Source organism: uncultured Wocania sp. (assembly GCF_964021735.1).
Lineage (GTDB): Bacteria > Bacteroidota > Bacteroidia > Flavobacteriales > Flavobacteriaceae > Wocania_A.
Map to the genome: position 1 here is coordinate 1 of NZ_CAXIBN010000031.1, position 23410 is coordinate 23410.

The window sequence follows — 23410 nt, forward strand, 5'->3', positions numbered from 1 at the left end:
CTTATTTAAATTACTTAAGATAAAACTTATTTTAAGCATTAGATTCTCTTTTTTAAGAACATCACAGTTTATTAAGAAACTTTAACACAAGCGTTGAGGAACTCTTTTTTAATTAAAAAGAGTATCTTTATAGCATATTCTATTCCCCTGTAATGAATAAATTATTTAGTCTCATATTACTCATACTTTGTTTTAATATTGTTTCTTCTCAAAGCAAACTCACACACGATGTTTATTTTGATACAGATAAATTTGATGTTATTCCTACCGAAGAAAATAGATTATTACTCTTCATCTCTACGTTAACAGACGTTGATATTGAGTCTATTTCTATTTATGGTTTTTGTGATGATATAGGTGCGGCCGATTATAATTTAAAACTATCTCAACAACGTGCTAATGCTATAAAAACCATTTTTTCAAACAACGAAATAAGCGAATCTTTAATTACAAATGTTGATGGAAAAGGTGAAGTTCTACTAAAAATAGTTAATGAAAAAAACATATTAAAAATTAGAGGTTTAAATCGAAAAGTAGAAATTATAGTAAAGCCTAAACCAGAGATTATTGAAGAAGAAAAACCAATTGTTGAAGCTGCTAAAAAGAAAGATGTTCCTAATCAAATAAAAGGCAAGCTTAAAGTTGGTGATAAAATTATTTTTGAAAATATTTTGTTTAAAACTGGATATGCCACGGTAACACCAGATTCTAAAAAAACGCTTCAGGAAATTGCAAAATCATTAGTAGAGCGCAACGATATTTATTTTACCATTCAAGGGCACGTTTGCTGTACTCAATTTTCTCGAGATGCTGTTGATAGAAAAACTAAAAAACGTAATCTATCAGAAGCTAGAGCAAAATATGTATATAACTATTTTGTAAAGAAAGGTGTTAACAAAAAACGGATGCGCTATATGGGTATGCGTAGAAAATTTCCACTTGGTGGCGACCCAAAATTAGATAGACGTGTAGAAATTTTAATTACTTATGTAGGTAATGAGAACTAAGGGTTTATGGTTAATAAAATCAACTTTTTTACTTTATTTTTATTTTTAATAAGTAATTATTGTGTTGCTCAAAACACCTTTGTTCCTGATGATAATTTTGAACAAGCTCTAATTGATTTAGGTTACGATTCTGGATCTTTAGATGATTTTGTTCCTACAGCCAATATTAATACAAGAACTAATTTAGACATAGCTTCAAAGAATATTTCGGATTTAACCGGTATTCAAGATTTTACAGCTTTATCGATTCTTAATTGCTCAGAAAATAATTTAATCAGTTTACCCATTACTTCAAATTCTAATCTCACAGAACTATATTGCAACAACAATGTGCTAACAAGCTTAAATGTTTCTGCACTTAGCAATCTAAAAATTCTTTGGTGCGATTTTAACCAGTTAACTAGTATTAACGTAGTTAACAATACCAATTTAATATCATTAACCTGTGGGGACAACCAAATAACAAGTTTAGATACCTCTCGAAACTTAAGTTTAAATGTTTTGGTTTGCGAAAACAATCAAATATCGAACATTGATGTTACTCAAAACAAAACCTTAAACACATTTATTATTAGAAATAATCTGCTAACTAATTTAAATGTTACCCAAAACCCAAACTTAGCTTTTTTTGATTGTGGTTTAAATCAAATAAGTAATTTAAACGTGAGCTTAAATACCAATTTAAGGGTGTTTTTATGTTTTAACAACTTACTTACCAGTTTAGATGTTACCCAAAACATACTGCTTAGCGATTTAAGTTGTGAGTTTAACAGCATTACACAACTAGACATGTCTCAAAACACCTCATTAGTGAATTTAGATTGTAGTAATAATAACCTCTGTTGGTTAAATATTAAAAATGGTACTAATGAAAACGCAACTATTATGGATTTTGAATTTAACCCCAATTTAAGTTGTGTGGTTATTGATGATCCGTCTTTAAGTTATCCAAATTGGAAACCGTATCCTTTTTCAAATTTTGTTAGTGATTTTTCAGACTGTACTAATTTTGTACCTGTTGATGTTTTAGCTGATTTTATAGGAAAAAGCTATACGTTACCAGCACTTAATAATGGTAACTATTTTACGCAATCTGGTGGAAATGGCACTCGATTAGAAGCTGGAGATGTTATTACTAGTTCCCAAACTATTTTTATTTATAACGAAACGATTTGCGATAGTAACGAAACCAATTTTACGGTAACTATTACTAACGAAGATTATTTTATTCCTAAATATTTTACCCCGAATAATGATGGAAAGCATGACTATTGGAATGTTATTGACAATAACAACAGCGTGAATAATATTGTTATTTATAACCGATACGGAAAATTACTAAAATTTTTACTCCCCACATCGAAAGGTTGGGACGGTACTTTAAATGGAAAGCTTTTACCTGTTGATAGTTATTGGTATAAAATAGTTTTAAATAATAAAGCCATTATAACAGGTTATTTTACTTTAAAACGCTAACTACTCTCGTACCATAGCTATATGCGGAATATCATCTTCAAGGTATTCTTCACCTATAACTTTAAAAGCCAAATTATTATAAAATTGTTTTAAATAAACTTGAGCTGAAATTTTAATTTTTGTTACATTAAAATGATTTTTTATAGCTTCAATTGAAGCTATCATAATATCATAACCATATTTATATTGACGTTCATTTTTTTTAACAACTACTCTACCAATACTAGCTTCTTCAAAATAATCACCTGGTTTAAAAATGCGTGTATAAGCTATTATTTTATCATTTTTAAAACCTAAAACATGACGTGATTTTTGGTCTTTACCATCAAGGTCTTGGTAAACACAATCTTGTTCAACTACAAAAACTTCACTACGTAATTGTAGTAAATCGTATAATTCTTGTGTAGTTAATTCTTGAAATGTTTTAACTTTTATTTCTAGCATAATACTTTTTTAACCACTAATACACGAATAATTATATAAAAAATTAATGAATTTATGGTAATATTTTAATTTTAAAGAAAACCTTATTATAACGATGAGATATTGAAACAAGTTGAGTGTGACAAAAAAGCGTCAATCTTGAACAATCACATCTTTAACATCATCTTTACCAAATTCTGGTTGAATATTGACATGGTTAATATCGTATTTATGTAATACTAAATCTTCAATTTTATGTAAAATAGTATCAAATTGAGATAAGGTTATATCTTCATTAAAATCAATGTGAGCTTCTAAATGAATTTCCTCTTCATTTAATTGCCAAATATGTACATGGTGTACATTTTTAATGCTTTCAAATGTATTAATTTCATCTACAATTTTATTTATAGGAGTAGAATCTGGTGTAAACAACATAAGTACTTTGGTTGAATCTTTTAACAAATCAAAACCCATCCAAATTAAATACAAAGCAATTGCAAAAGTAAGAACACTATCTACCCAATATAACTGATAATATTTCATTAACAAACCACCTATTAAAACTGCAACACTAGCCATCATATCGGTTAATAAATGCAGGTATGCACTTTTCATATTCATGTTAGCTTGGGCATCTTTTTTTAATAAAAGCACACTTAAACCATTTCCTAAAATGGCTACTAAAGACAACCAAATAACTAAATTGAATTCTATTTCTTGTGGATTTTGAAAACGCTCAACAGCTTCAATAATTAATAAAATAGCAACAATAATTAAAGTTACAGCATTTATAAAAGCTGCTAATATTTCGGCTCGTTTATACCCAAAAGTTTTTTGAAATGATGCTTTACGTTTTGAAAGTTTATCGGCTACATAACTTATAATTAATGAAATGACATCACTAAAATTATGCAACGCATCACTTAAAAGTGCTAAACTACCAGATATTAAACCACCTATTACTTGAGCTACTGTAATACCAATATTTAATAGGATAGATATAAAAAGATTTCTTCCTTTTAAATCTGGATGATCATGAGTATGAGAATGATTATGTCCCATTTAACAAGACAATGGAATTTTATCAATTCTATTTTGGTGTCGTCCGCCTTCAAATTCAGTATTTAAAAATGTATCAACCATTTCTATAGCTTGATGAATAGCTGTAAAACGCGCAGGAATACATAAAATATTAGCATTATTGTGCTGCCTAATTAAACTAACAATTTCTTTATTCCAACATAAACCAGCTCTAATTTCTTGATATTTATTAGCAGTCATAGCTACACCATTAGCACTACCGCAAATTAGTATTCCAAAATTAGCTTTTTTAGCAACAACATCTTTAGCAACCGGATGTACAAAATCTGGGTAATCTACGCTATCACTAGTATCGGTTCCATAATTGTTTACTATATACCCTTTAGTTTCTAAATGCTTTTTAATAGCAAATTTATAATTTGTTCCTGCGTGATCGTTACCAATAGAAATTGTCATTTTTATATTTTTTTTTATTAAACAAAGGTAATAAATTAAGCGTTAGATTTCTGCCTTAGCGAGAATGACAACTTCAATAGAAACCTTTAATAAAAATTAAAAAAATATTAATTTTAATTAAAAGTCGTTTTGTTGTAATTAAAAAATAATATATATTTGCGCTCGCTAACGCAGAAAAAACATTCCTTCTTAGCTCAGTTGGTTAGAGCATCTGACTGTTAATCAGAGGGTCCTTGGTTCGAGCCCAAGAGAAGGAGCAAAAAAAGTCTAACATTTATGTTAGACTTTTTTGTTTTTCATGCTTTTATTTAAAATTTAATTATTTAGATAAATGTGTTTTTACCGCTTCAACTACTTTTTTAGAATTTCCTATAAAAATAGCATCATCAATAATAATTACAGGTCTGCTTAAAAAGGTGTAATGGTCTAAAATATAGTGCTTGTAATCGCGCTCTTCAAGCTGTTGGTTTTTTAAATCCATTTCCTTATAAAGTTTAGCACGCTTGCTAAAAAGCGCTTCGTAGCTTCCTGCTAGAACTTTCATTTGTTCTAATTGTTTAACTGTGATGTCTTCAGTTTTAATATCCTGTAAAACAAATTCAGAAGACAAGTTCAAATCTTTTAAAATTCTAATGCAAGTGCTACAGGTTTTTAAATAGTATACTTTTTTCATAATTATTTGTTTTTTCATTTTCTTGAAAAAGGAAATCTAAAGAATTTCAATAACAAATAAAGGCAATTATAGTATAAATACTATATTTATCGAAAAAATAAATAATATGGATTTTACATTTCAGGTTATAAATAATATACGAACTATTTTTAGTAAAATAATCGATGAGAATACTTTAGAAGATTTAAACAAAGTACCAAAAGGATTTAATAATAATATTATATGGAATATTGCCCATGTTGTAGTTTCAGAGCAATTATTGGCCTATAAGTTGTCGGGTTTACAATCGGTACTTTCAGATGAGATGATTAATAAATATAGAAAAGATACAAAGCCAGAAAACGATGTAACTCAAGATGAAGTAAACGACATAAAACGTTTGTTATTTTCTACATTAGAAAACACAAAAGCGGATTACAACAACAACGTTTTTAAGACGTATAATACATATACGGTATCTACAACTGGAAATACATTAACTAATATTGACGAAGCTTTGCAGTTTATACTTACCCACGAAGGCATTCACTACGGGTACGTTTTGGCACTATTAAAAGCTATTAAAAACTAAGTAAGGATTAGCTTCTTCAATAGGAATACTAAATTCTATAATACCAGTGGAGTAAGGCGCAATTTCGTAGGTATTGTAAAGTAAAATAATACCATCATCACTAAACCCAATATTTTCAGGAAGTTGAAAAGTTTCGCTGTCAAAAAGAATATCTTTGTCTTTTATTGAAATGTCAAAATATTTTTTTACAATGGTTTTAAACCCTTCAATATCTGTAAATAATTGATTATTATCGATTATTTTTCCTGTTGACGGATCAAAATTTAAAAATGAAATATTTAAATTACCATGAGCACCACCAGTATTAGTGTAAGATGTTAAAGAAACACTTATAATGTCCTGTGTTTTAAAAACGACTTCACCATCAATTTGCGCTTCCCATTCTTGAGTACTTTCAGGAAAATCGTTTATAAAATTGTTGTACTCGTTATTAAAATTTTTAATACTTTCTTCTACAGATTTTGAAGTTGAATTATTAGGCTCTCCAATTTGTAATGCGCCAATTACATAGTCTTTAATAGACAAATTAATTGATTTAGTTATATCATTATTTTTGTGTGCTAATGGAATATTTACATTAACAATACTGTTATTTTCTGAAGTGAGGTTTGTTTCTGTAAAAACAATTGACATATCTTTTTTACAGCCTAAAAGCAAACAAAAAAAGAAGATAATTAAAAGATATTTATTTTTAAACATAAGTATAATATAAACTAGTGTTAAAGGTAATTATTGCATTTGAATTGAAAAAGAATTCCTCGATAGATTATCGAGGTATCAATTAAAATTGTCATTCTCGCGAAAGCTAGAATCTAAGTAAAAAGTCAGATATAGAATTAATAATATTTTTTACTTCAACGAATTAAAAGTTACATTTGTAACAAATAGAATAAACAATGAAATTTAATACAAAAGTAATACACGGCGGGCAAGAGCACGATCTAGCTTACGGAGCTGTAATGCCTCCAATATACCAAACAACAACCTATGCACAAACCACTCCTGGAGGCCATAAAGGTTATGAATATTCAAGATCACATAACCCAACTAGAAATGCTTTAGAAAATGCTTTTGCAAGTATTGAAAACGGAAACTACGGACTTGCTTTTGGGTCTGGCCTTGCAGCAATTGATGCAGTTATTAAACTTTTAAAGCCTGGAGATGAAGTGGTTTCTACTAACGATTTGTACGGTGGTTCGTTTAGGTTGTTTACTAAAATATTTCAAGATTTTGGCATCAAATTTCATTTTATAGGCATGGAAAATGCTTCGAATATTGAGTCTTATATCAATGCCAATACAAAACTTATCTGGGTTGAAACACCAACCAATCCAATGATGACTATTATAGACATAAAAGCGATATCTGCAATAGCTAAAAAGCATGATGTTTTGTTAGCTGTAGATAACACGTTTGCGACACCTTATTTACAACAACCATTAGATTTGGGAGCAGATATTGTTATGCATTCGGCAACCAAATACCTTGGCGGGCATAGCGACGTTGTTATGGGTGCACTTGCTGTTAAAAATAAAGAATTAGCAGATAGGTTATATTTTATACAAAACGCAAGCGGTGCTATTTGTGGACCTCAAGACAGTTTTTTAGTGTTAAGAGGTATAAAAACATTACACGTAAGAATGCAACGTCATTGCGAAAACGGTAAAGCAGTTGCTGAATATTTAGTAAATCATCCTAAAGTTGAAAACGTGTATTGGCCAGGGTTTGAAAATCATCCAAATCATCATATAGCAAAATCTCAAATGAAAGATTTTGGAGGTATGATTTCATTTACCTCAAAAGGAAACAATTTTGAAGAGGCTATTAAAATAGTTGAAAATTTAAAGGTTTTTACTTTGGCTGAATCTTTAGGCGGTGTAGAATCACTTTCTGGTCACCCAGCAAGTATGACGCATGCAAGTATACCAAAAGAAGAAAGAGAAAAAACAGGTGTTGTAGATTCTTTAATCAGATTAAGTGTTGGTATTGAAGATATTGATGATTTAATTGCCGATTTAAAACAAGCTTTGGGTTAAAAATAAAAACGAATATAAAAAACCCATAATTGAAATTTCAATTATGGGTTTTTTATATATTAATAAATGTTGTTTTAATCTAAATAATAAATGTAACCAACATTAACCCATAAAAGCCAATCGTTATGCTTATTATACTCTAACTTATGGTTTAAACCATCAACCCAATCACTAAAATAATATTGAAATCTAAAATCTAGCATCAAATCAGATAATTTATCAAGCTTATAACGGACACCTCCACTTGCAACCATAGACCAAGTACTGCCTCCGTTTACATTAATAGGATATGGTTCTACAGTTGGATCAAAATTATCAAACCAATGTGAATAAATATTGGCAGGATCAAAAACACCTCTATAATTGGGGTTGGTAGTATCACCATAAGTTGTACTCGCTTTTGGGTTAAAAGACGTGTAATGAACACCTAAGCTTGCAAAAGGGGCTACTCTGTAACTAAAAGATTGAAAGTCACGAATACTTCTAGGGAAAAACTCAAGTTGAGTTCCTATATCTAAATTTTGTGCAACACCGGAGTGCGCTCTTAATTTATCAGCATTTGGGGTAGTACGGTTAGGGTCTACCCATTTTCCATGATGATTTAAATTGGTTTTATTCCAAGAAATTTCGTTTCTTAATTTAAAATGATCATTCCAATACGTATCGGTTGTATAACAATTACAATCTGCTCTATATGAAAAATTGATGTAATGCACTATTCCTATACCAAACCCTGAATTACCAAAGTTAGTTTTTTCGTCATCTCGACTACCAAAATCCGATCTAAATTCTACAGGACCAGCAATAACGCCTATTTCGTGCGAAAAACCTAATTGAGAGTATGCGGTTTGATAAATAACAAACAAGCAAAAAGCTGAAGCTAAATGTTTCAAGTTAAGCATAATAAGGTTGTGTTTTTTGAGGCATTATTACAACAAATATATAAAAACTCGATTAACAAACAAATATTTGTACGTTTTGAGGAAAAGCCTAAAAAGTATTAGTTACGAATTTCAAAAAAAAATGATGTAATTTTTAAAGATAACGTATATTTGTGCCTTTAAATTATATTGTTCATAATTAAGTAATACAATTCGTATATATGAAAAATAATATTGATGCATTTTTAGATGAGGTAAAAAGACGTAATGGACACGAACCAGAGTTTTTACAAGCTGTTGAGGAAGTAGCAGAAACAGTAATTCCTTATATTGTTAAACACGACATTTATTATGGAAAAAACATTCTTTTAAGAATGGTAGAGCCAGAACGATTAATTTCTTTTAGGGTTTCTTGGGTAGATGACCAAGGAGAAATTCAAGTAAACAGAGGTTATAGAGTTCAAATGAATTCTGCAATTGGACCTTATAAAGGCGGTTTGCGTTTTCACCCTACAGTAAATGCTAGTATTTTAAAGTTTTTAGCTTTTGAGCAAGTGTTTAAAAACTCTTTAACAACTTTACCAATGGGTGGAGGAAAAGGAGGTTCGGATTTTGATCCTAAAGGCAAATCAGATAATGAAATTATGCGATTTTGCCATGCTTTTATGAGCGAGTTATTTAGACACATTGGACCTAATACAGATGTTCCAGCAGGAGATATAGGTGTGGGAAGTAGAGAGATTGGCTTCATGTTTGGGATGTACAAAAAATTGAAAAATGAATTTACAGGAGTTTTAACTGGTAAAGGTCAATCTTGGGGAGGCTCATTAATTAGACCAGAAGCTACTGGATACGGAAATGTGTATTTTGCTCAAAATATGTTAAATACAAAAGGAGATTCTTTCGAGGGTAAAAAAGTAGTCATTTCTGGATCGGGTAATGTTGCCCAATACGCTGCTGAAAAAGCAATTGAATTAGGTGCAACTATATTAACAATGTCTGATTCTACTGGATATATTTTAGATGAAGATGGAATTGATGCTGAGAAATTAGCATTTATTATGGAATTGAAAAATGTAAAAAGAGGAAGAATTAACGAATATGTTGAAAAATATTCTCATGCAAAATTTTTCAAAGGAGAAACGCCTTGGTCGGTAAAATGTGATATCGCATTGCCATGTGCAACTCAAAATGAGTTGAATGGAGATGATGCTAAGAAATTAATAGCAAACGGGTGTATTTGTGTTTCTGAAGGTGCTAATATGCCATCAACACCAGAGGCAATTCATAAATTTCAAAATGCAAAAATCTTATTCGCACCAGGAAAAGCTTCTAATGCAGGTGGTGTTGCAACATCTGGTTTAGAAATGAGTCAAAACTCGCTTCGCTTAAGTTGGTCTCGCGAAGAAGTTGATATGCGATTAAAAGATATCATGGAAGATATTCATGATTCTTGTGTTGAATATGGTAAAAATGATGACGGGTCTATAGACTATATTAAAGGAGCAAACATTGCAGGATTTGTTAAAGTAGCTGATGCTATGTTGGCACAAGGCATTGTTTAGAATAAGCCTTATAGGTATTGAAAAGCTTCCTAAAATTTTAGGAAGCTTTTTTAGTTTAAATTATATCATTTTAAAGCAAAATTCGTTAGTTATAAATATCTTTAGCCTTTAAAAAGTATTTTTATGATTAAAAGACTTGTTGTATTATTAATGTGTTGCATACCTCTTTTACAATTTGCTCAAGATTTTTCGGCACTTTGGGAAGGGCATTTTTCATATAATAATATAAAGGATGTTGTAAAAGGTAATAACAAAATTTATGCAGCATCAGAAAATGCTATTTTCAGTTTAGATTTACAAACTAACGAGTTAAACAAACTAACTACTGTAAACGGATTATCTGGTGAAACCATATCAACAATATATTATAGTGATGCTTATAAGTTGTTACTTATTGGTTACGAAAATGGGTTAATAGAAATTGCTTTTGATAATGATGACGACATTCTCTCCATAGTCGATATTATTGAAAAATCTACTATCCCAGGAACAGATAAAAGGATAAATCATTTTAATGCTTTTGATAATGTAGTTTACATTGCAACCAATTACGGAATTTCAGTATTTAATTTAGAACGATTGGAATTTGGAGATACTTATTTTGTAGGAAATTTAGGTAGTCAAATACGAGTTAATCAAACTACTATTTTAGGAGATTATATTTACGCAGCATGTTTAGATGGCAGCGGATTGAAAAAAGCTCAAGTATCTAGCCCAAATTTAATCGATTATCAAAATTGGGAAACCGTATCTAATGGTGATTTTTTAGCAGTTCAATCTGTAGAAAACCAATTGTATACTATTAGAACTAACAGAAGAGTTTATCAAGTTGTAAACGATGTTTTAACCGAAGTATTTCAATTTGCCGATGTGCCAGTTGATGTTAGAGCAACAGATAACAAATTATTGGTAACTACAAACAACAACACTTTTGTTTACGATAGTAGCTTTAATTTAATAACTCAAGCGAATGTTGATGGTGTTTTTGATACTACATTTACTTCAGTAACTGTTGATGCTGATTCAATTTTTATTGGAACTAAAGATTTTGGTATTTTAAAAACATCGATATCAAATCCAATAGAATATGAAGAAATTCATCCCGAAGGGCCATTGTTAAATATACCATTTTCAATTCAAGCAGGACAAAATGATTTATGGGTTACTTTTGGAGAGTACAGTTTTTTTTATAATCCTTACCCTTTAAATAACAGAGGTATTAGTCATTTGAAAGATGATGGCTGGATAAACACACCTTATGAAGAGGTTTTGGGTGCTAAATGTTTAAATGCAATTTCAATAAACCCAAATAATAACAACCAAGTATTTATAAGTTCTTTTTTTAGTGGATTATTAGAAATAAATGATGAAATTCCGAGTGTGTTACATAATGAAACCAATAGTGGTTTAGAGTCTTTAGTGTTACCTTCAAACCCAAATTATGTTGATATAAGAGTTGGTCCATTTGCTTTTGATAGAAATGGTGTTTTATGGACACTTACAAGTCAAGTTGAAAAACCTTTAAAATCATTTAACCCAAGTAATAACCAATGGCAATCCTATGATTTTACACAATTTAGAACCGAATTAGGATTTGGTAATATTGTTATTGGGAATGATGACACTAAATGGATTGCAGGTTATTGGAATGGTGTTATAGGTTTTAGAGAAAATAACGGAACTCCTTTATTAAAAAGTATTAACAGCGAAGAAGATAATATGCCCTCACATATTACAACAGCTATTGCTATTGATAAAAGAAATCAATTATGGGTGGGCACAGATAGAGGTTTAAGAGTTATTTATAACACCTCTAATTTTTTTACTGAAGCAAATATTCGAGCCGAAGAAATAATTATAGAAGAAGGCGGCATAGCTAAAGAGTTACTGTTTGAACAATTAATTAAAGATATTGAAGTAGATGGTTCAAACAATAAATGGATTGGAACTGCAGATTCTGGACTATTTTATTTTTCTGCAGACGGACAAAAAACCATATTCCACTTTACAAAAGATAATTCGCCATTGCCATCTAATACCATAAACGATATTTCTTTAGATGATGCTAATGGCATTGTTTACATTGCAACAAACAAAGGCTTAGTATCTTTTCGTTCGGGCGGTTCAAGTCCTTTAGGCGATTTAGAAAACGCATATGCCTATCCAAACCCTGTAAGACCGACCTTTAATATTGTTGACGAGAAAGTAAAAATTAAAGACATTTCTGAAAACGTAAATATTAAAATAACAGACATTGAAGGTAATTTAGTAGCCGAAGCACAGTCGAGAAACAATCTCAGATACAGGGGTTATAACCTTGAAATTGATGGCGGAACCGCCTATTGGAATGGAAAAAACCTTGCTAACAATGTGGTGGCTTCAGGCGTGTATCTTGTGATGTTATCAGATTTAGATACCTTTGAAACCAAGGTACTAAAATTAATGGTTGTTAGATAATGTTACTTACCACAAATGCTATTGTTTTATCTAAACTTAAGTATCGCGATAACGATTTAATTGTAAAATGTTATACCGAGCAATTAGGTGTTGTTAGTTTTTTGCTAAGAGGTGTTTTAAAAAGCAAAAAAGGAAACTCAAAAATCGCATATTTTCAACTATTATCCCAATTACAATTAGAAATTATATACAAACAGAACCGCTCTTTACAAGTTATTAAAGAGATTAAGTTAAATTATCTATATGCGAGTTTACATTCAAATATTTTAAAAAGCTCAATTGTTATGTTTTTGGCAGAAGTTTTAGCCAATACTTTAAAAGAAGAAGAACAAAACACCAACCTATTTAGTTATATAGAAACCACATTATTATGGTTAGATGTACATTCAGAATACTCAAATTTTCATTTACTTTTTCTACTAAATCTAACCAAATATTTAGGTTTTTATCCAGAAGAAATTAATACAGCATACAATTACTTTAATTTATTAGATGGCAAATTTGAAACAAAGCAACAAGGTAAATACACTGTTTGTGGAGAAAATTTAACATTGCTAAAAACCCTATTGGGCATAACATTTGATGCCTTATCTTCAGTGAAAATTAATGCAAGACAAAGACAATCATTTTTAAGTATGATTTTGCTTTATTTTGAATTACATTTGGGCAGTTTTAAAACACCAAAATCACTCCAAATATTTAATCAAGTTTTTAGTTAAAGTATGAAACTTTGTTTTACCATTTTTTTATTGTTTTTTGCATCCAATGTGTTAGTTGCACAACAAATAAAAGTTTTAAATAAACTTACCCAAGAACCTATTTTTGGTGTTGCGATTTATAATGCAAATAAAACTAAAAGTGTTATAACCAATTTAAATGGTGAAGCAGATTTAGATAAGTTTTCAGATACAGAAACTATTTATTTTCAACACTTATCACATCTTTTAAAAACACTAAAAAAAACTCAAATTAATATATTTAATATAGTTTATTTAGATGCGAATACTCAGGGGTTAGAAGAAATAGTTATTTCGGCTTCAAAGTTTGAACAAAGTAAAAAAGATATTCCTCAAAAAATCATTAGTCTAAATTCAGAAAGTATTCAATTTATAAATCCGCAGACTAGTGCAGATTTATTGGAAACTACTGGACAAGTTTATGTTCAAAAAAGTCAATTAGGAGGTGGGAGTCCAATGATTCGAGGGTTTTCTACAAACAGGCTATTAATTTCAGTAGATGGTGTAAGAATGAACAATGCCATTTTTAGAGGCGGAAATTTGCACAATGTTATAGCTGTCGATCCATTTGCAATTCAGAATACTGAGGTAACTTTGGGTTCGGGTTCAGTTATTTATGGTAGTGATGCTATTGGAGGTGTTATGAGCTTTTATACCTTAAAGCCAAAGTTATCAAAAACCGATACGCTTTTATTTCAATCTAACGCTATTGTTAGATACGCCACAGCTAATGAAGAAAAAACGGGACATTTCGATTTTAATTTAGGCTACAAAAAGTGGGCGTTTTTAACGAATGTGAGTTATACCGATTTTAATGATTTAAGAATGGGAAGTTATGGTCCTGATGATTATTTAAGACCAGAATTTGCATTAACAACAAATAACGGCGATGTAATTATTGAAAACAACAATTCTTTAAAGCAAAAGTATTCAGGGTATAACCAAATAAACTTGATGCAAAAAGCACATTATCAACCTTATGAAAATTTAAGTTTCAATTTAGGCTTACATTATACTACAACTTCAGATATACCAAGGTATGACCGATTGATACGTTATAAAAATGATGCCTTACGTTCTGCCGAATGGAATTACGGACCACAGCAATGGTTTATGTCTAACTTCCAAATTACCAAGTTAAGTAGTCGATCTAATTTATACAATAAAGTTAAAGCAACATTAGCATATCAAAATTTTCAAGAGAGTAGAAAAGACAGAGGTTTTCAATCGGACATAAGAAGTATAAGAGAAGAAGCTGTTGATGCCTATTCTTTTAATTTAGATTTTGAAAAAACTTTGACTCCAAAAACTCAATTTTTTTATGGATTTGAGTATGTTTACAACAAGGTGATGTCGCATGGTAAAGAAGAAAATATTATAAACAATACAACGTTTCCAACAGTATCAAGGTATCCAAATGGAGCGAGTTGGCAATCGGCAGCTCTATATTCGAGTATTAAATATAAACCAAATTCAAAATTCGTTTTTCAATCGGGTTTACGTTTTAACCATATTGTATCTAAAGCTGATTTTAAAGCTAATAATGCATATTTGAATTTGCCTTTTGAATCTTCAGAAAATAAAGCAGGAGCATTTACAGGAACAGCAGGAATTAGTTGGTCGCCTAATAAGATTTTACAATGGAAATTAAATGCATCATCAGCTTTTAGAGCACCAAATATTGATGATATTGGTAAAGTATTTGATTCTGAACCAGGATCGGTAGTTGTGCCAAACGAAAATTTAAAACCAGAATATGCTTATGGTGGCGAGTTAGCTTTGAAATTAAGTTTTAGTGATGCTTTTATATTAGATATGAGTTCGTATTACACCTATTTGAATAATGCTTTGGTACGACGTGATTACAACTTAAATGGTGAAACGCAGATTATGTACGACGGCGAATTAAGTAATGTGCAAGCGATACAAAATGCTTCAAAGGCATGGATTTATGGTTTTGAAGTGGGTTTGAATATGCGTATTATTAAAAGCCTCAAACTAACATCTCAGTATAGTGTTATTGGCGGTACCGAAGAGGAAGGAAATATTGAAGTTCCAATTCGACATGTAGCACCTAGTTTTGGAAACACCCATTTAGTTTGGAATTATAAAAATTTAAAAGTTGATGTATTTGCTAATTATAATAACGAATTAGCGTTTAATCAGTTAGCACCTTCTGAAATAGGAAAAGATTATATTTATGCAAAAGATGAAAACGGAAATCCTTATTCGCCTTCATGGAGTACATTAAATATAAGAACTCAATATCAAATAAATAACTCAACAACATTTACTGCTAGTTTAGAAAATATTACAGACCAGCGTTATAAAACCTATTCTTCGGGTATTGCAGCTGCAGGCAGAAACTTTATTTTGGCTTTAAAATATAGTTTATAACGTCATTACGAGGACGAAGGACGTGGTAATCTTTCTAATTGAGATCTGCAAACTAAAACAAATACGTCATTGCGAGGAGGCACGACGTGGCATTTTTTTTGATAGAAGTTCAAAACTTAAATAAACAAATTGCTAATCATACAAAAAGGTATAATTCACAATAACAACAATTATTTTTTAATCGCTTTTTTAGTAATAATCGCGCCATTTGATAGCGTCACTTTAGCAATATAAACCGTGCTTTTTAAGTTTGAAAGCTGATAAGTTTCAGAACTATTATTACCTTTTAAATTGTAAAGTTGTCTCCCTAAAAGGTCGTAAATCGTTATCGTTTTAATGTTTAAATTATTTGAGGTTTTAAAACTTACAAAGTCGTCATTTAATTCAATGATTTTAAGACTATCGTCATTTAAACTGATACCGTCAACAGACAATGCTTTAGCACTAAAAGCAATTTGAAAACGCGAGTTAAACTCACCAACTTCGGATGTAAATGTATAATCAGAATCAGACAGATTATGTATTTTATTAAGTAAATTATCTTTTAAATATAAGGTATTGTTATTTAAGTAATCGCCTTGTAATTGAGCAATTGATAAAGTATATAACGTTGCAACGTCAATTGAGGTTTTAAAACCTAAATCAATAATTTCGTTTTCATTTAAATCGCTTGGAGCTTTTCCTTGAATGGCGAATTTTTTATCTAAATTTTCTATTGATGTATATAGTACAGCGGCCACATTTGATAAAAGTTTTGGTGCATCATAAGACATGCCATCGTTTCCTTTTGTTGCACCATCTACATAGCCTACTAATATTTGATTAAAAACACCATTATCAGAGGTTAAGTTTACCCATAATTTATTGGCTGTAACTCCAGTATTCTTTTTTGAATTTGAACCTTTAAAAAATTGAGTGTTGCTTGTTGCATCTGCCATACGCATAGCGTTAGTAAACGTAACATTGTTATTGTCTAGACCTGCAACAAAGAAGCCTTGAGCTGAAGGAATGTATTGAGTAGGTATATCTGGACTACCACCAGCAACTCCTCCAGACCCAACAGTAAATACGGCATAATCATTTTGGTTAAAGTTTAGTACTTGGTTGCCAGGATTGGCACTACTAGGAGGCCTTGCTTGCGACCAAAAATAAGCGGCTCCATCAATAATACTAGAATTTGTAGTTTGAAACGCAATAAAATCCATAGCGCACGGATATGGGTTACCGATAAAATTCCAGCTACCAAGTGTATTTAATGCATCGTAAGAAATTACTGTTGTTATGTCACCTGTATTGAAAGGGCCAATAAAATCGGCACTATCATTTCCTCCAGGTATATGAAAAGGTCCTGCGGTAGCTGCATAACCCATTCCAGGAATCATTGTATCTGTACCAGGAGCTACAACCCAATCATCACCATTATCGTCAATTTCGTCTGGAATACCATTGGTAGTACCAACTGTATGTTCATCTAAATAATTTGCTGCATTAAACCAAAAACGTCTATCTGCATCAGTATTAGGAAAAGCACCAGCAATAGTTTCACCGCTTACTGGAGAACTCCAATAGGTGTAGTAATACCAGTCTTGTTTGGGAGGAGTAACTTTATTTACAGATGCCGTTCCAGATGCACCAAGTGAAAAAGTACCCAAGTTGTCATTTTGAACAAAATTACCCTGAGTATTTACTCTTAGTTCACCATCATCAACCAAAACATCATTTTCAACTTCTATAAAAGTGTTATTGCTAACTGTTAAAATAGCACCGTTATTTATGGTTAAACTACATGCCTTAAAACTTACTTCGATTCCGCCATTTCCAGTATCATAATTAGAATCAATATTAACCTCAGTGGTTAAATCAGGTGTTCCACCAACCCAAGTTGTACCATTCCATGTTACTGTTGAAGCACATGAACCTGCTGCTACACAAGTGTAAGTACAACTGGCTAAAGTTTGTCTTATTGAATTAGATCCTGACCAATTTGAGTTATCATTTAAAGCAGCTAATATTAATGTTTGATTTGAAGTAACAGAGCAATCATAAATGCCATTATCAATATTTCCTATGTAAATAGCATTCACACCATCAGTTAACCCTGAAGGTACAGCACTAGTATTGGTGTTAGTCGCATTAGTCCAGCCAACAGAGGTTCCTAAGTGGACTGCTGATATAAATGTAGGAGAGGTTAAAGTACCTTGATATGCCAATAATTGATCCCCAATTCCAGATAAGTTAAACCCAGCATCGATTTGCGTTGCAGAGCCTATTGTTGCAGAGAAATTTCCAGATCCAATATTTTCTATAACAATTTCAGTTCCACAGGGTAAGTCACTATTAGCTGTCCAACTTACAACACCTTCATTAACAGATGTATAAAAGCCACCTGTAGAAATCCAACCAAAATCTGTAAAATTTATTTGAGTAGTATTTAAAACATCCGTCAATAAAACAAATGAAAATTGGTCAGGGTTATCTGCATTTACACCAGTTATTGCTATATCCCCTTCAGACAAGGCTGTTTGCCCATACCCAAAACCAACCACACCTAAAAAAGTGATTAATAAAATAAAGGATTTTATATTAGTAATTTTTTGCATCATACTAAGTTTTTATAATCTATACTTTGCCTGCGCTTAGTATAGTAGATTTGGTTTTTATAAATTTTATTCTTTTTATTAATTTATCTATTGCTATTTTTGACAACCAATGCAGCCAAAAAAAACATATACCCTACAAGAAGCCACCAAAAAACTGGAGCATTATTGTGCGTATCAAGAACGATGTCATCAAGAAGTTAGACAAAAACTAGAAGGTATGTATATGATACCTGAAGCTATAGATGTAATAATAGTACATCTACTAAAGCATAACTTTCTTAACGAAGAACGTTTTGCCAAAACATTTGTAAGTGGTAAGTTCAGAATTAAGCGTTGGGGACGCCGTCGTTTAACTTTAGAATTAAAGAAAAAAGACATTAGCAAAGTTAATATAAATCAAGCACTTAACACTATTGAAAATGGGGAGTATATCGAGATTTTCAATAGTTTAGCCGAAAAAAAAGTTAATTCTATTAAAGAAACTAACATCTATAAGAAGCGAAAAAAATTAATCGATTATTTGCTCTATCGTGGTTGGGAATCGCATTTAGTGTACGAAAAAGCTAACGAAATTATAAAATAAGTCCGTTTTTTTCGTGGGTTTTTACAATAGCTTGTTCATTCTTCCAATCTATCCATTTCTGTCCTTTTAAGCGTCGCATAGCATTATCATAATTTCTCATGATTAAAAGGTTATAAACAGCTTTACTAAAGTTTTTTGGATTTCTAGCAATAGCACGTAAACTCATTGAAAACCCTGGTGTTATATAGCGCATATAATGCCAATAGCCTTCGGGCATATACAACACTTCGCCATGATTTAATTCTGTTTTAAAACCTTTAGCTTTTTTAAGCATAGGCCATTTTTCAAAATCAGGGTTATTAAAATCAATATCTTCTCTTGTTATTAAAGAATGTGGGATTTTATATAAATAATTATTCTGTTTTTGGTCAAATAAAATAACCTTTTTTTTACCTTCAAAATGAAAATGAAAAATATTAGCCAAATCAATATCGTAGTGCATAAATGTGTGCGAATCTTTGCCGCCAAAAAATAGCATGGGTAAGCCTTTCATAAGACGTAACCCAAAATCTGGATAGCTAAAATCGTTTTGTAATTTGGGTACTTCTTTTAAAATATTCCACAAAAAAATTCTAAATTTTGTGGGTTCGCGTTTTAATAAATCTACATACTCGCTCATTTTCATTTTGGCATGTGGCTCATTAAAACCATCTTTATAATCCACAGGTCGGTCGTCGTAAAGCGGTACCATTTTATCGCCAGCAACGGCTTTCATATAATCTAAATTCCATCTTGTGTAAGCAGGCCAATGCTCAATAAAATGCTCGATAACCACAGGTTTTTGCGGTTTAAAGTAGTATTTTAAGAAGTCCTGTTTAGTAATCGTTTTTACACGAGGAATATCTTGTAAATTTAGTTCCAATACTTAACTTTTTATTAAATCAAAGTTAATAAAACGTTGCTAAAATTAAAATAGTGTTTTGGGCGTTACCCCAAAAAAAGGGGTCGGGCTTTACGTTATAAGTCCTCGCACCAAAAAAGGTGCTGTGGGCTTTCCACTGCAATCCCTAACGCGGGCATGCCATTAAAGGTCATTTTTATAAGCTATGGTTATTATTTAACCGCTTTTGCCTTTTCTTTAGCAGCTTCGTTGCGTTCAATAGTATGTTTAGGTCGTGTCCATTTAGGTTTTTCACCTAAAGCTTCAAACTGAGATTCGGTAGCTTCAACCGTTTGTGGCTGTACCTTTTTAGTAAATGGCTTTTGCGGATTTAAACCTAGCATTTTAAACATCTCCATATCCTCATTTACATCAGGATTTGGTGTTGTTAAAAGTTTATCGCCAGCAAAAATAGAATTTGCACCAGCAAAAAAGCACATGGCTTGTCCTTCGCGAGTCATTTGTGTTCGTCCAGCGCTTAATCGCACTTGAGTTTCTGGCATTACAATGCGTGTTGTAGCTACCATTCTAATCATTTCCCAAATAGAAACTGGTTTTTGATCTTCTAATGGTGTGCCTTCAACAGCAACTAATGCATTAATAGGTGTCGATTCTGGTTGCGGATTTAAAGTTGATAACGCTACTAGCATACCAGCTCTATCTTCAACGTTTTCGCCCATACCAATAATACCACCACTACAAACCGTTACATTGGTTTTCCGCACATTATCAATAGTATCTAATCGGTCTTGATAACCACGTGTAGAAATCACTTCTTTATAATATTCTTCAGAGGAGTCTAAATTATGATTGTAAGCATACAAACCAGCTTCGGCTAAACGTTGCGCTTGATTTTCGGTAATCATACCCAAAGTACAGCACACTTCCATGTCTAATTTGTTTATGGTTCTAACCATTTCTAAAACTTGGTCAAACTCTTTGCCGTCTTTTACATTACGCCATGCAGCACCCATACAAACACGCGAACTTCCGCTTTCTTTGGCGCGTAAAGCTTGGGCTTTTACTTGTTGAATCGTCATTAAATCGTTACCTTCTATATTCGTGTGGTAACGTGCTGCTTGTGGGCAATAGCCGCAATCTTCAGAACAACCGCCAGTTTTAATAGATAACAATGTAGAAACCTGCACCACATTTGGGTCATGGTTTTTTCTATGAATTGTAGCAGCTTCGTAAAGCAACTCCATTAAAGGTTTGTTGTATATATCTAGAATTTCTTGTTTAGTCCAGTTGTGTTTGGTTACGCTCATAGTGTAAAATATAGGTGTAAAAGTAAAAAATTCCGCTGTAAAAGCGGAATTTTAATTTTATTCTTTGTTCTCAGAACTATCTACTTCCTTTTTATTGGAATCATTGAGCTGTTCAGATTTTACATCTTTTCCTTTTAAATATTCAGGTAATTGCATTCCGGCCATGTTAAACATTTCTTGTAAAGGTGGTACAGATTGATACATACCCGAAAGGAAGTTCGCCGTTGAGGACTTTCCATCTTTTCCGCCGCCATTTTCCCAAACGGTAACTTTATCAATTTTAATGTTTTTAATCGCTTCGGCTTGTGTTTTAACTAATTCAGGTAATTTATCAGCTATCAACAATAACACCGCATCTTTTGAATTGTTGCCAGCAGCCTTAACGATTTGATCTAAACCTGCGGCTTGTTTGGTTAGTACTTCATACAAACCTTGAGCCTCTGCTTGCGCTTTAAATAAAATCGCATCAGCTTGACCTTTTGCAATTCTTCTAATGTTTTCTGCTTCAGCTTCAGCGTCAATTTCAACTTTTCTTTTGTCAATTTCAGCAGGTACAATAACGTCTGCCATTTGCGACGAGCGTTCTCTTTCTGCTCTTGCTGTTTCTGCTTCTTTTTCGGCAGCATACGATTCTTCTAAGGCTTTTGCACTTTGTACTTTCTCAGATGCAATCGCTACACGTTCTGCTTCTGCTTCGCGTTGACGGCGTAACGAATCGGAATTAGCAACGGCAATTTTTGCGGTATTTTCTCCTTCTACAGCTTGCGCATTAGCAGCAGCAACTTGAGTTCTTTCATCTTGAACTGCATTCGCTTCACCAATAGATCCATCTCTAGTTTTTTCGGCAACCGATTTACGTGCTGCATTTATAGCATGTGCCGCAGCTTCTTTACCTAGGGCTTCGATGTACCCAGATTCATCAACAATATCAGTAATGTTTACATTAATTAGTTTTAAACCTACTTTCTTTAATTCGGTTTCTACGCTCTGAGAAATATTAGTTAAGAATTTATCGCGATCATTATTAATTTCCTCAATGTCCATCGAGGCAACTACTAAACGTAACTGACCAAAAATAATTTCTTTTGCTAGTTCCTGTACATCTTGCGCTCCCAAACCTAATAAACGTTCTGCAGCATTTTGCATAACACCAGGTTCTGTTGAAACACCTATAGTAAAACGCGATGGTACATTTACACGAATGTTTTGTTTAGATAGCGCATTAACAAGATTAACTTCTATAGAGATTGGTGTTAAATCTAAAAATTCATAATCTTGAATTACTGGTATTATAAATGCAGCGCCACCATGAATACATTTTGCCGATTGTCCGCCGCCAACTTTACCATAAACGACTAAAATCCTATCAGATGGACAACGTTTATAACGTCTTATTAATACAATTAGAAAAAGGAATATAAATAATACGCTAAAAATTAACGCCATTGGGAGTCCTAAATTAAATCCCTCCTGAATTATCAGTAATTTCATAAGTGTGTGGTTTTATTGGTTCTATTGGTTTTATTGTTTGATCTACTATTAATATACCATTATTGGTAACATCAACTACTTTTATTATGGTTCCAGATTTTAGTGCTGTTAAGGAATCTGTAAGTGCATCTAGTTCGCGTAAAGAGCCTTGAACGTTTACACTAACTTTCCCCATTTTAGATCGGTTAGCGCCAATAGTCAAATACACTTCTCCAATAGCACCAATAGCATTTTTGTAGTTTAGAGTGCCACTGTCAGTTAATTTTCGCATCAAATAAAACATAGCTGCCATTATAATCATCATAACTATTCCGGAGAAAAGAGAAATGATAATTGTTAATGGTTTTGATAGTCCAGCTTCAATACAAGCAATACCACTCCATCCAAAAATGGTAAAAAATCCTACTAAATTTTTAAAGGTTATAAATTGAAACCCAATACCTGCGTCTGCATCTATTTCAGAATCTAAATCTTCAAATTCATCAGCGTCACCTCCAGTAAATGCTAGAATAATTACAATAGTAAAAACAAGCGATCCTAAAATGGCAATTAGCCAATATATTTTTAATAGTAAGCCTAAATTTGAAAACCATTCTGCCATTGTGTATGAGATAAATATTACGGAATAAATATACAACCTTTATAAAGTTTTTCAACTTTATCTCTAAAGAAAACAAGTGTTATGTTTTAACTAAAATCTATATAAAATATAAACCTATTTTCTATTTATTAGTAGCTTAAACTTTTGTTTTGTTACAATAGGGTTTAAACTTTGAAGTATTTCTTTTAATAACCTCTAGAATTTTTACTTAAAATATTTACTCAATTAATTGTCTGCCCAATTCTGCTAAAAACGGAAAACCAA

The 23410-nt window shown here is 31.6% G+C and carries 20 protein-coding genes and 1 tRNA gene; 10 read left to right on the forward strand and 11 right to left on the reverse strand.

The annotated features are described in order from the left end of the window. Positions 1-152 precede the first annotated feature (152 nt). Both AADI82_RS04390 and AADI82_RS04395 read left to right on the forward strand, forming a co-directional pair. Complete coding sequence (locus tag AADI82_RS04390) at positions 153-1007, forward strand: OmpA family protein (RefSeq protein WP_341215242.1); 855 nt, start codon at positions 153-155, stop codon at positions 1005-1007. Positions 1008-1013: 6 nt separating this feature from the next. After that, entirely contained in the window at positions 1014-2483 is a 1470-nt protein-coding gene (locus AADI82_RS04395; protein WP_341215243.1) for a T9SS type B sorting domain-containing protein, read from the forward strand. Here AADI82_RS04395 and AADI82_RS04400 read toward each other — a convergent pair whose 3' ends face one another. The 3 genes from AADI82_RS04400 to rpiB all read right to left on the reverse strand — a co-directional run bounded on the left by AADI82_RS04400 (position 2484) and on the right by rpiB (position 4406). Further along, positions 2484-2927 (reverse strand): GNAT family N-acetyltransferase, encoded by a 444-nt coding sequence (locus AADI82_RS04400; protein WP_341215244.1) that lies wholly within the window; start codon positions 2925-2927, stop codon positions 2484-2486. It lies immediately after the preceding gene. 132 nt (positions 2928-3059) lie between these two features. Then, positions 3060-3971: a cation diffusion facilitator family transporter gene (locus AADI82_RS04405; RefSeq protein ID WP_341215245.1), complete on the reverse strand. Its 912-nt coding sequence runs from the start codon at positions 3969-3971 to the stop codon at positions 3060-3062. Then, positions 3972-4406 carry a ribose 5-phosphate isomerase B gene (rpiB, locus tag AADI82_RS04410; protein ID WP_341215246.1) on the reverse strand — a complete coding sequence of 145 codons (435 nt, stop codon included), beginning with the start codon at positions 4404-4406 and terminating at the stop codon, positions 3972-3974. It lies immediately after the preceding gene. Positions 4407-4589: 183 nt separating this feature from the next. Here rpiB and AADI82_RS04415 point away from each other — a divergent pair. Beyond that, positions 4590-4663 (forward strand) — tRNA-Asn (locus AADI82_RS04415). A gap of 62 nt (positions 4664-4725) precedes the next feature. On the opposite strand, the gene AADI82_RS04420 is transcribed toward AADI82_RS04415, so the two are convergent. Then, the gene (locus AADI82_RS04420; RefSeq protein ID WP_341215247.1) at positions 4726-5079 is read right to left on the reverse strand and encodes an ArsC/Spx/MgsR family protein; all 354 of its coding nucleotides are present in this window, start codon (positions 5077-5079) and stop codon (positions 4726-4728) included. A gap of 106 nt (positions 5080-5185) precedes the next feature. On the opposite strand from AADI82_RS04420, the gene AADI82_RS04425 reads away from it, so the two are divergent. Continuing rightward, a complete protein-coding gene (locus AADI82_RS04425) occupies positions 5186-5650 on the forward strand; it encodes a DinB family protein (RefSeq protein ID WP_341215248.1) in 465 nt (154 codons plus the stop codon). Here AADI82_RS04425 and AADI82_RS04430 read toward each other — a convergent pair. Continuing rightward, the gene (locus AADI82_RS04430) at positions 5630-6283 is read right to left on the reverse strand and encodes a DUF3298 domain-containing protein (protein ID WP_341215249.1); all 654 of its coding nucleotides are present in this window, start codon (positions 6281-6283) and stop codon (positions 5630-5632) included. The two genes, AADI82_RS04425 and AADI82_RS04430, sit on opposite strands and share 21 nt — an antisense overlap. A 263-nt stretch (positions 6284-6546) precedes the next feature. On the opposite strand from AADI82_RS04430, the gene AADI82_RS04435 reads away from it, so the two are divergent. After that, positions 6547-7686: a cystathionine gamma-synthase gene (locus AADI82_RS04435; RefSeq protein ID WP_341215250.1), complete on the forward strand. Its 1140-nt coding sequence runs from the start codon at positions 6547-6549 to the stop codon at positions 7684-7686. A gap of 74 nt (positions 7687-7760) precedes the next feature. Here AADI82_RS04435 and AADI82_RS04440 read toward each other — a convergent pair whose 3' ends face one another. Further along, positions 7761-8588, reverse strand: coding sequence for a glutamate dehydrogenase (locus AADI82_RS04440; protein ID WP_341215251.1), 828 nt, complete (start codon positions 8586-8588; stop codon positions 7761-7763). A gap of 200 nt (positions 8589-8788) precedes the next feature. Between AADI82_RS04440 and gdhA the strand changes: the two genes are divergently transcribed. From gdhA to AADI82_RS04460, 4 genes are all read left to right on the forward strand, one after another. Further along, complete coding sequence (gene gdhA, locus AADI82_RS04445) at positions 8789-10132, forward strand: NADP-specific glutamate dehydrogenase (protein WP_341215252.1); 1344 nt, start codon at positions 8789-8791, stop codon at positions 10130-10132. Between the two features lie 123 nt (positions 10133-10255). Further along, positions 10256-12589 carry an ABC transporter substrate-binding protein gene (locus AADI82_RS04450; protein WP_341215253.1) on the forward strand — a complete coding sequence of 778 codons (2334 nt, stop codon included), beginning with the start codon at positions 10256-10258 and terminating at the stop codon, positions 12587-12589. Continuing rightward, the gene (gene recO / locus AADI82_RS04455; RefSeq protein WP_341215254.1) at positions 12589-13308 is read left to right on the forward strand and encodes a DNA repair protein RecO; all 720 of its coding nucleotides are present in this window, start codon (positions 12589-12591) and stop codon (positions 13306-13308) included. Before AADI82_RS04450 ends, recO begins: the two co-directional genes overlap by 1 nt. 3 nt (positions 13309-13311) lie before the next feature. Continuing rightward, on the forward strand, positions 13312-15723 hold the full coding sequence (locus AADI82_RS04460; RefSeq protein ID WP_341215255.1) for a TonB-dependent receptor: 2412 nt from the start codon (positions 13312-13314) through the stop codon (positions 15721-15723). A 170-nt stretch (positions 15724-15893) separates the two neighbouring features. Here the strand turns inward: AADI82_RS04460 and AADI82_RS04465 are convergent, their stop codons facing one another. Beyond that, positions 15894-18326: a T9SS type A sorting domain-containing protein gene (locus tag AADI82_RS04465; RefSeq protein WP_341215256.1), complete on the reverse strand. Its 2433-nt coding sequence runs from the start codon at positions 18324-18326 to the stop codon at positions 15894-15896. Positions 18327-18432: 106 nt separating this feature from the next. Here AADI82_RS04465 and AADI82_RS04470 point away from each other — a divergent pair, with 106 nt between their 5' ends. Beyond that, positions 18433-18906, forward strand: coding sequence for a regulatory protein RecX (locus AADI82_RS04470; RefSeq protein ID WP_341215257.1), 474 nt, complete (start codon positions 18433-18435; stop codon positions 18904-18906). Here the strand turns inward: AADI82_RS04470 and AADI82_RS04475 are convergent. From AADI82_RS04475 to AADI82_RS04490, 4 genes are all read right to left on the reverse strand, one after another. After that, complete coding sequence (locus AADI82_RS04475) at positions 18896-19768, reverse strand: cupin-like domain-containing protein (RefSeq protein ID WP_341215258.1); 873 nt, start codon at positions 19766-19768, stop codon at positions 18896-18898. The two genes, AADI82_RS04470 and AADI82_RS04475, sit on opposite strands and share 11 nt — an antisense overlap. 191 nt (positions 19769-19959) lie before the next feature. Continuing rightward, on the reverse strand, positions 19960-21054 hold the full coding sequence (bioB, locus tag AADI82_RS04480; RefSeq protein WP_341215259.1) for a biotin synthase BioB: 1095 nt from the start codon (positions 21052-21054) through the stop codon (positions 19960-19962). Between the two features lie 57 nt (positions 21055-21111). Beyond that, a complete protein-coding gene (locus AADI82_RS04485) occupies positions 21112-22545 on the reverse strand; it encodes an SPFH domain-containing protein (RefSeq protein WP_341215260.1) in 1434 nt (477 codons plus the stop codon). After that, positions 22514-23146, reverse strand: a complete 633-nt coding sequence (locus AADI82_RS04490; RefSeq protein WP_341215261.1) for a hypothetical protein — start codon at positions 23144-23146, stop codon at positions 22514-22516. The genes AADI82_RS04485 and AADI82_RS04490 overlap by 32 nt, the downstream gene beginning before the upstream one ends. Positions 23147-23410: the final 264 nt, after the last annotated feature.

Bases quoted from the DNA above. Each gene is read 5' to 3' on its own strand.
- AADI82_RS04420 (WP_341215247.1), bottom strand. From the start codon at position 5,079: ATGAAAAAAGTATACTATTTAAAAACCTGTAGCACTTGCATTAGAATT.
- AADI82_RS04485 (WP_341215260.1), bottom strand. From the start codon at position 22,545: ATGAAATTACTGATAATTCAGGAGGGATTTAATTTAGGACTCCCAATG.
- AADI82_RS04400 (WP_341215244.1), bottom strand. From the start codon at position 2,927: ATGCTAGAAATAAAAGTTAAAACATTTCAAGAATTAACTACACAAGAA.
- AADI82_RS04450 (WP_341215253.1), top strand. From the start codon at position 10,256: ATGATTAAAAGACTTGTTGTATTATTAATGTGTTGCATACCTCTTTTA.
- AADI82_RS04435 (WP_341215250.1), top strand. From the start codon at position 6,547: ATGAAATTTAATACAAAAGTAATACACGGCGGGCAAGAGCACGATCTA.
- AADI82_RS04440 (WP_341215251.1), bottom strand. From the start codon at position 8,588: ATGCTTAACTTGAAACATTTAGCTTCAGCTTTTTGCTTGTTTGTTATT.
- AADI82_RS04460 (WP_341215255.1), top strand. From the start codon at position 13,312: ATGAAACTTTGTTTTACCATTTTTTTATTGTTTTTTGCATCCAATGTG.
- AADI82_RS04430 (WP_341215249.1), bottom strand. From the start codon at position 6,283: ATGTCAATTGTTTTTACAGAAACAAACCTCACTTCAGAAAATAACAGT.
- AADI82_RS04390 (WP_341215242.1), top strand. From the start codon at position 153: ATGAATAAATTATTTAGTCTCATATTACTCATACTTTGTTTTAATATT.
- AADI82_RS04405 (WP_341215245.1), bottom strand. From the start codon at position 3,971: ATGGGACATAATCATTCTCATACTCATGATCATCCAGATTTAAAAGGA.
- AADI82_RS04470 (WP_341215257.1), top strand. From the start codon at position 18,433: ATGCAGCCAAAAAAAACATATACCCTACAAGAAGCCACCAAAAAACTG.
- recO (WP_341215254.1), top strand. From the start codon at position 12,589: ATGTTACTTACCACAAATGCTATTGTTTTATCTAAACTTAAGTATCGC.
- AADI82_RS04465 (WP_341215256.1), bottom strand. From the start codon at position 18,326: ATGATGCAAAAAATTACTAATATAAAATCCTTTATTTTATTAATCACT.
- AADI82_RS04425 (WP_341215248.1), top strand. From the start codon at position 5,186: ATGGATTTTACATTTCAGGTTATAAATAATATACGAACTATTTTTAGT.
- AADI82_RS04395 (WP_341215243.1), top strand. From the start codon at position 1,014: ATGGTTAATAAAATCAACTTTTTTACTTTATTTTTATTTTTAATAAGT.
- rpiB (WP_341215246.1), bottom strand. From the start codon at position 4,406: ATGACAATTTCTATTGGTAACGATCACGCAGGAACAAATTATAAATTT.
- bioB (WP_341215259.1), bottom strand. From the start codon at position 21,054: ATGAGCGTAACCAAACACAACTGGACTAAACAAGAAATTCTAGATATA.
- AADI82_RS04490 (WP_341215261.1), bottom strand. From the start codon at position 23,146: ATGGCAGAATGGTTTTCAAATTTAGGCTTACTATTAAAAATATATTGG.
- gdhA (WP_341215252.1), top strand. From the start codon at position 8,789: ATGAAAAATAATATTGATGCATTTTTAGATGAGGTAAAAAGACGTAAT.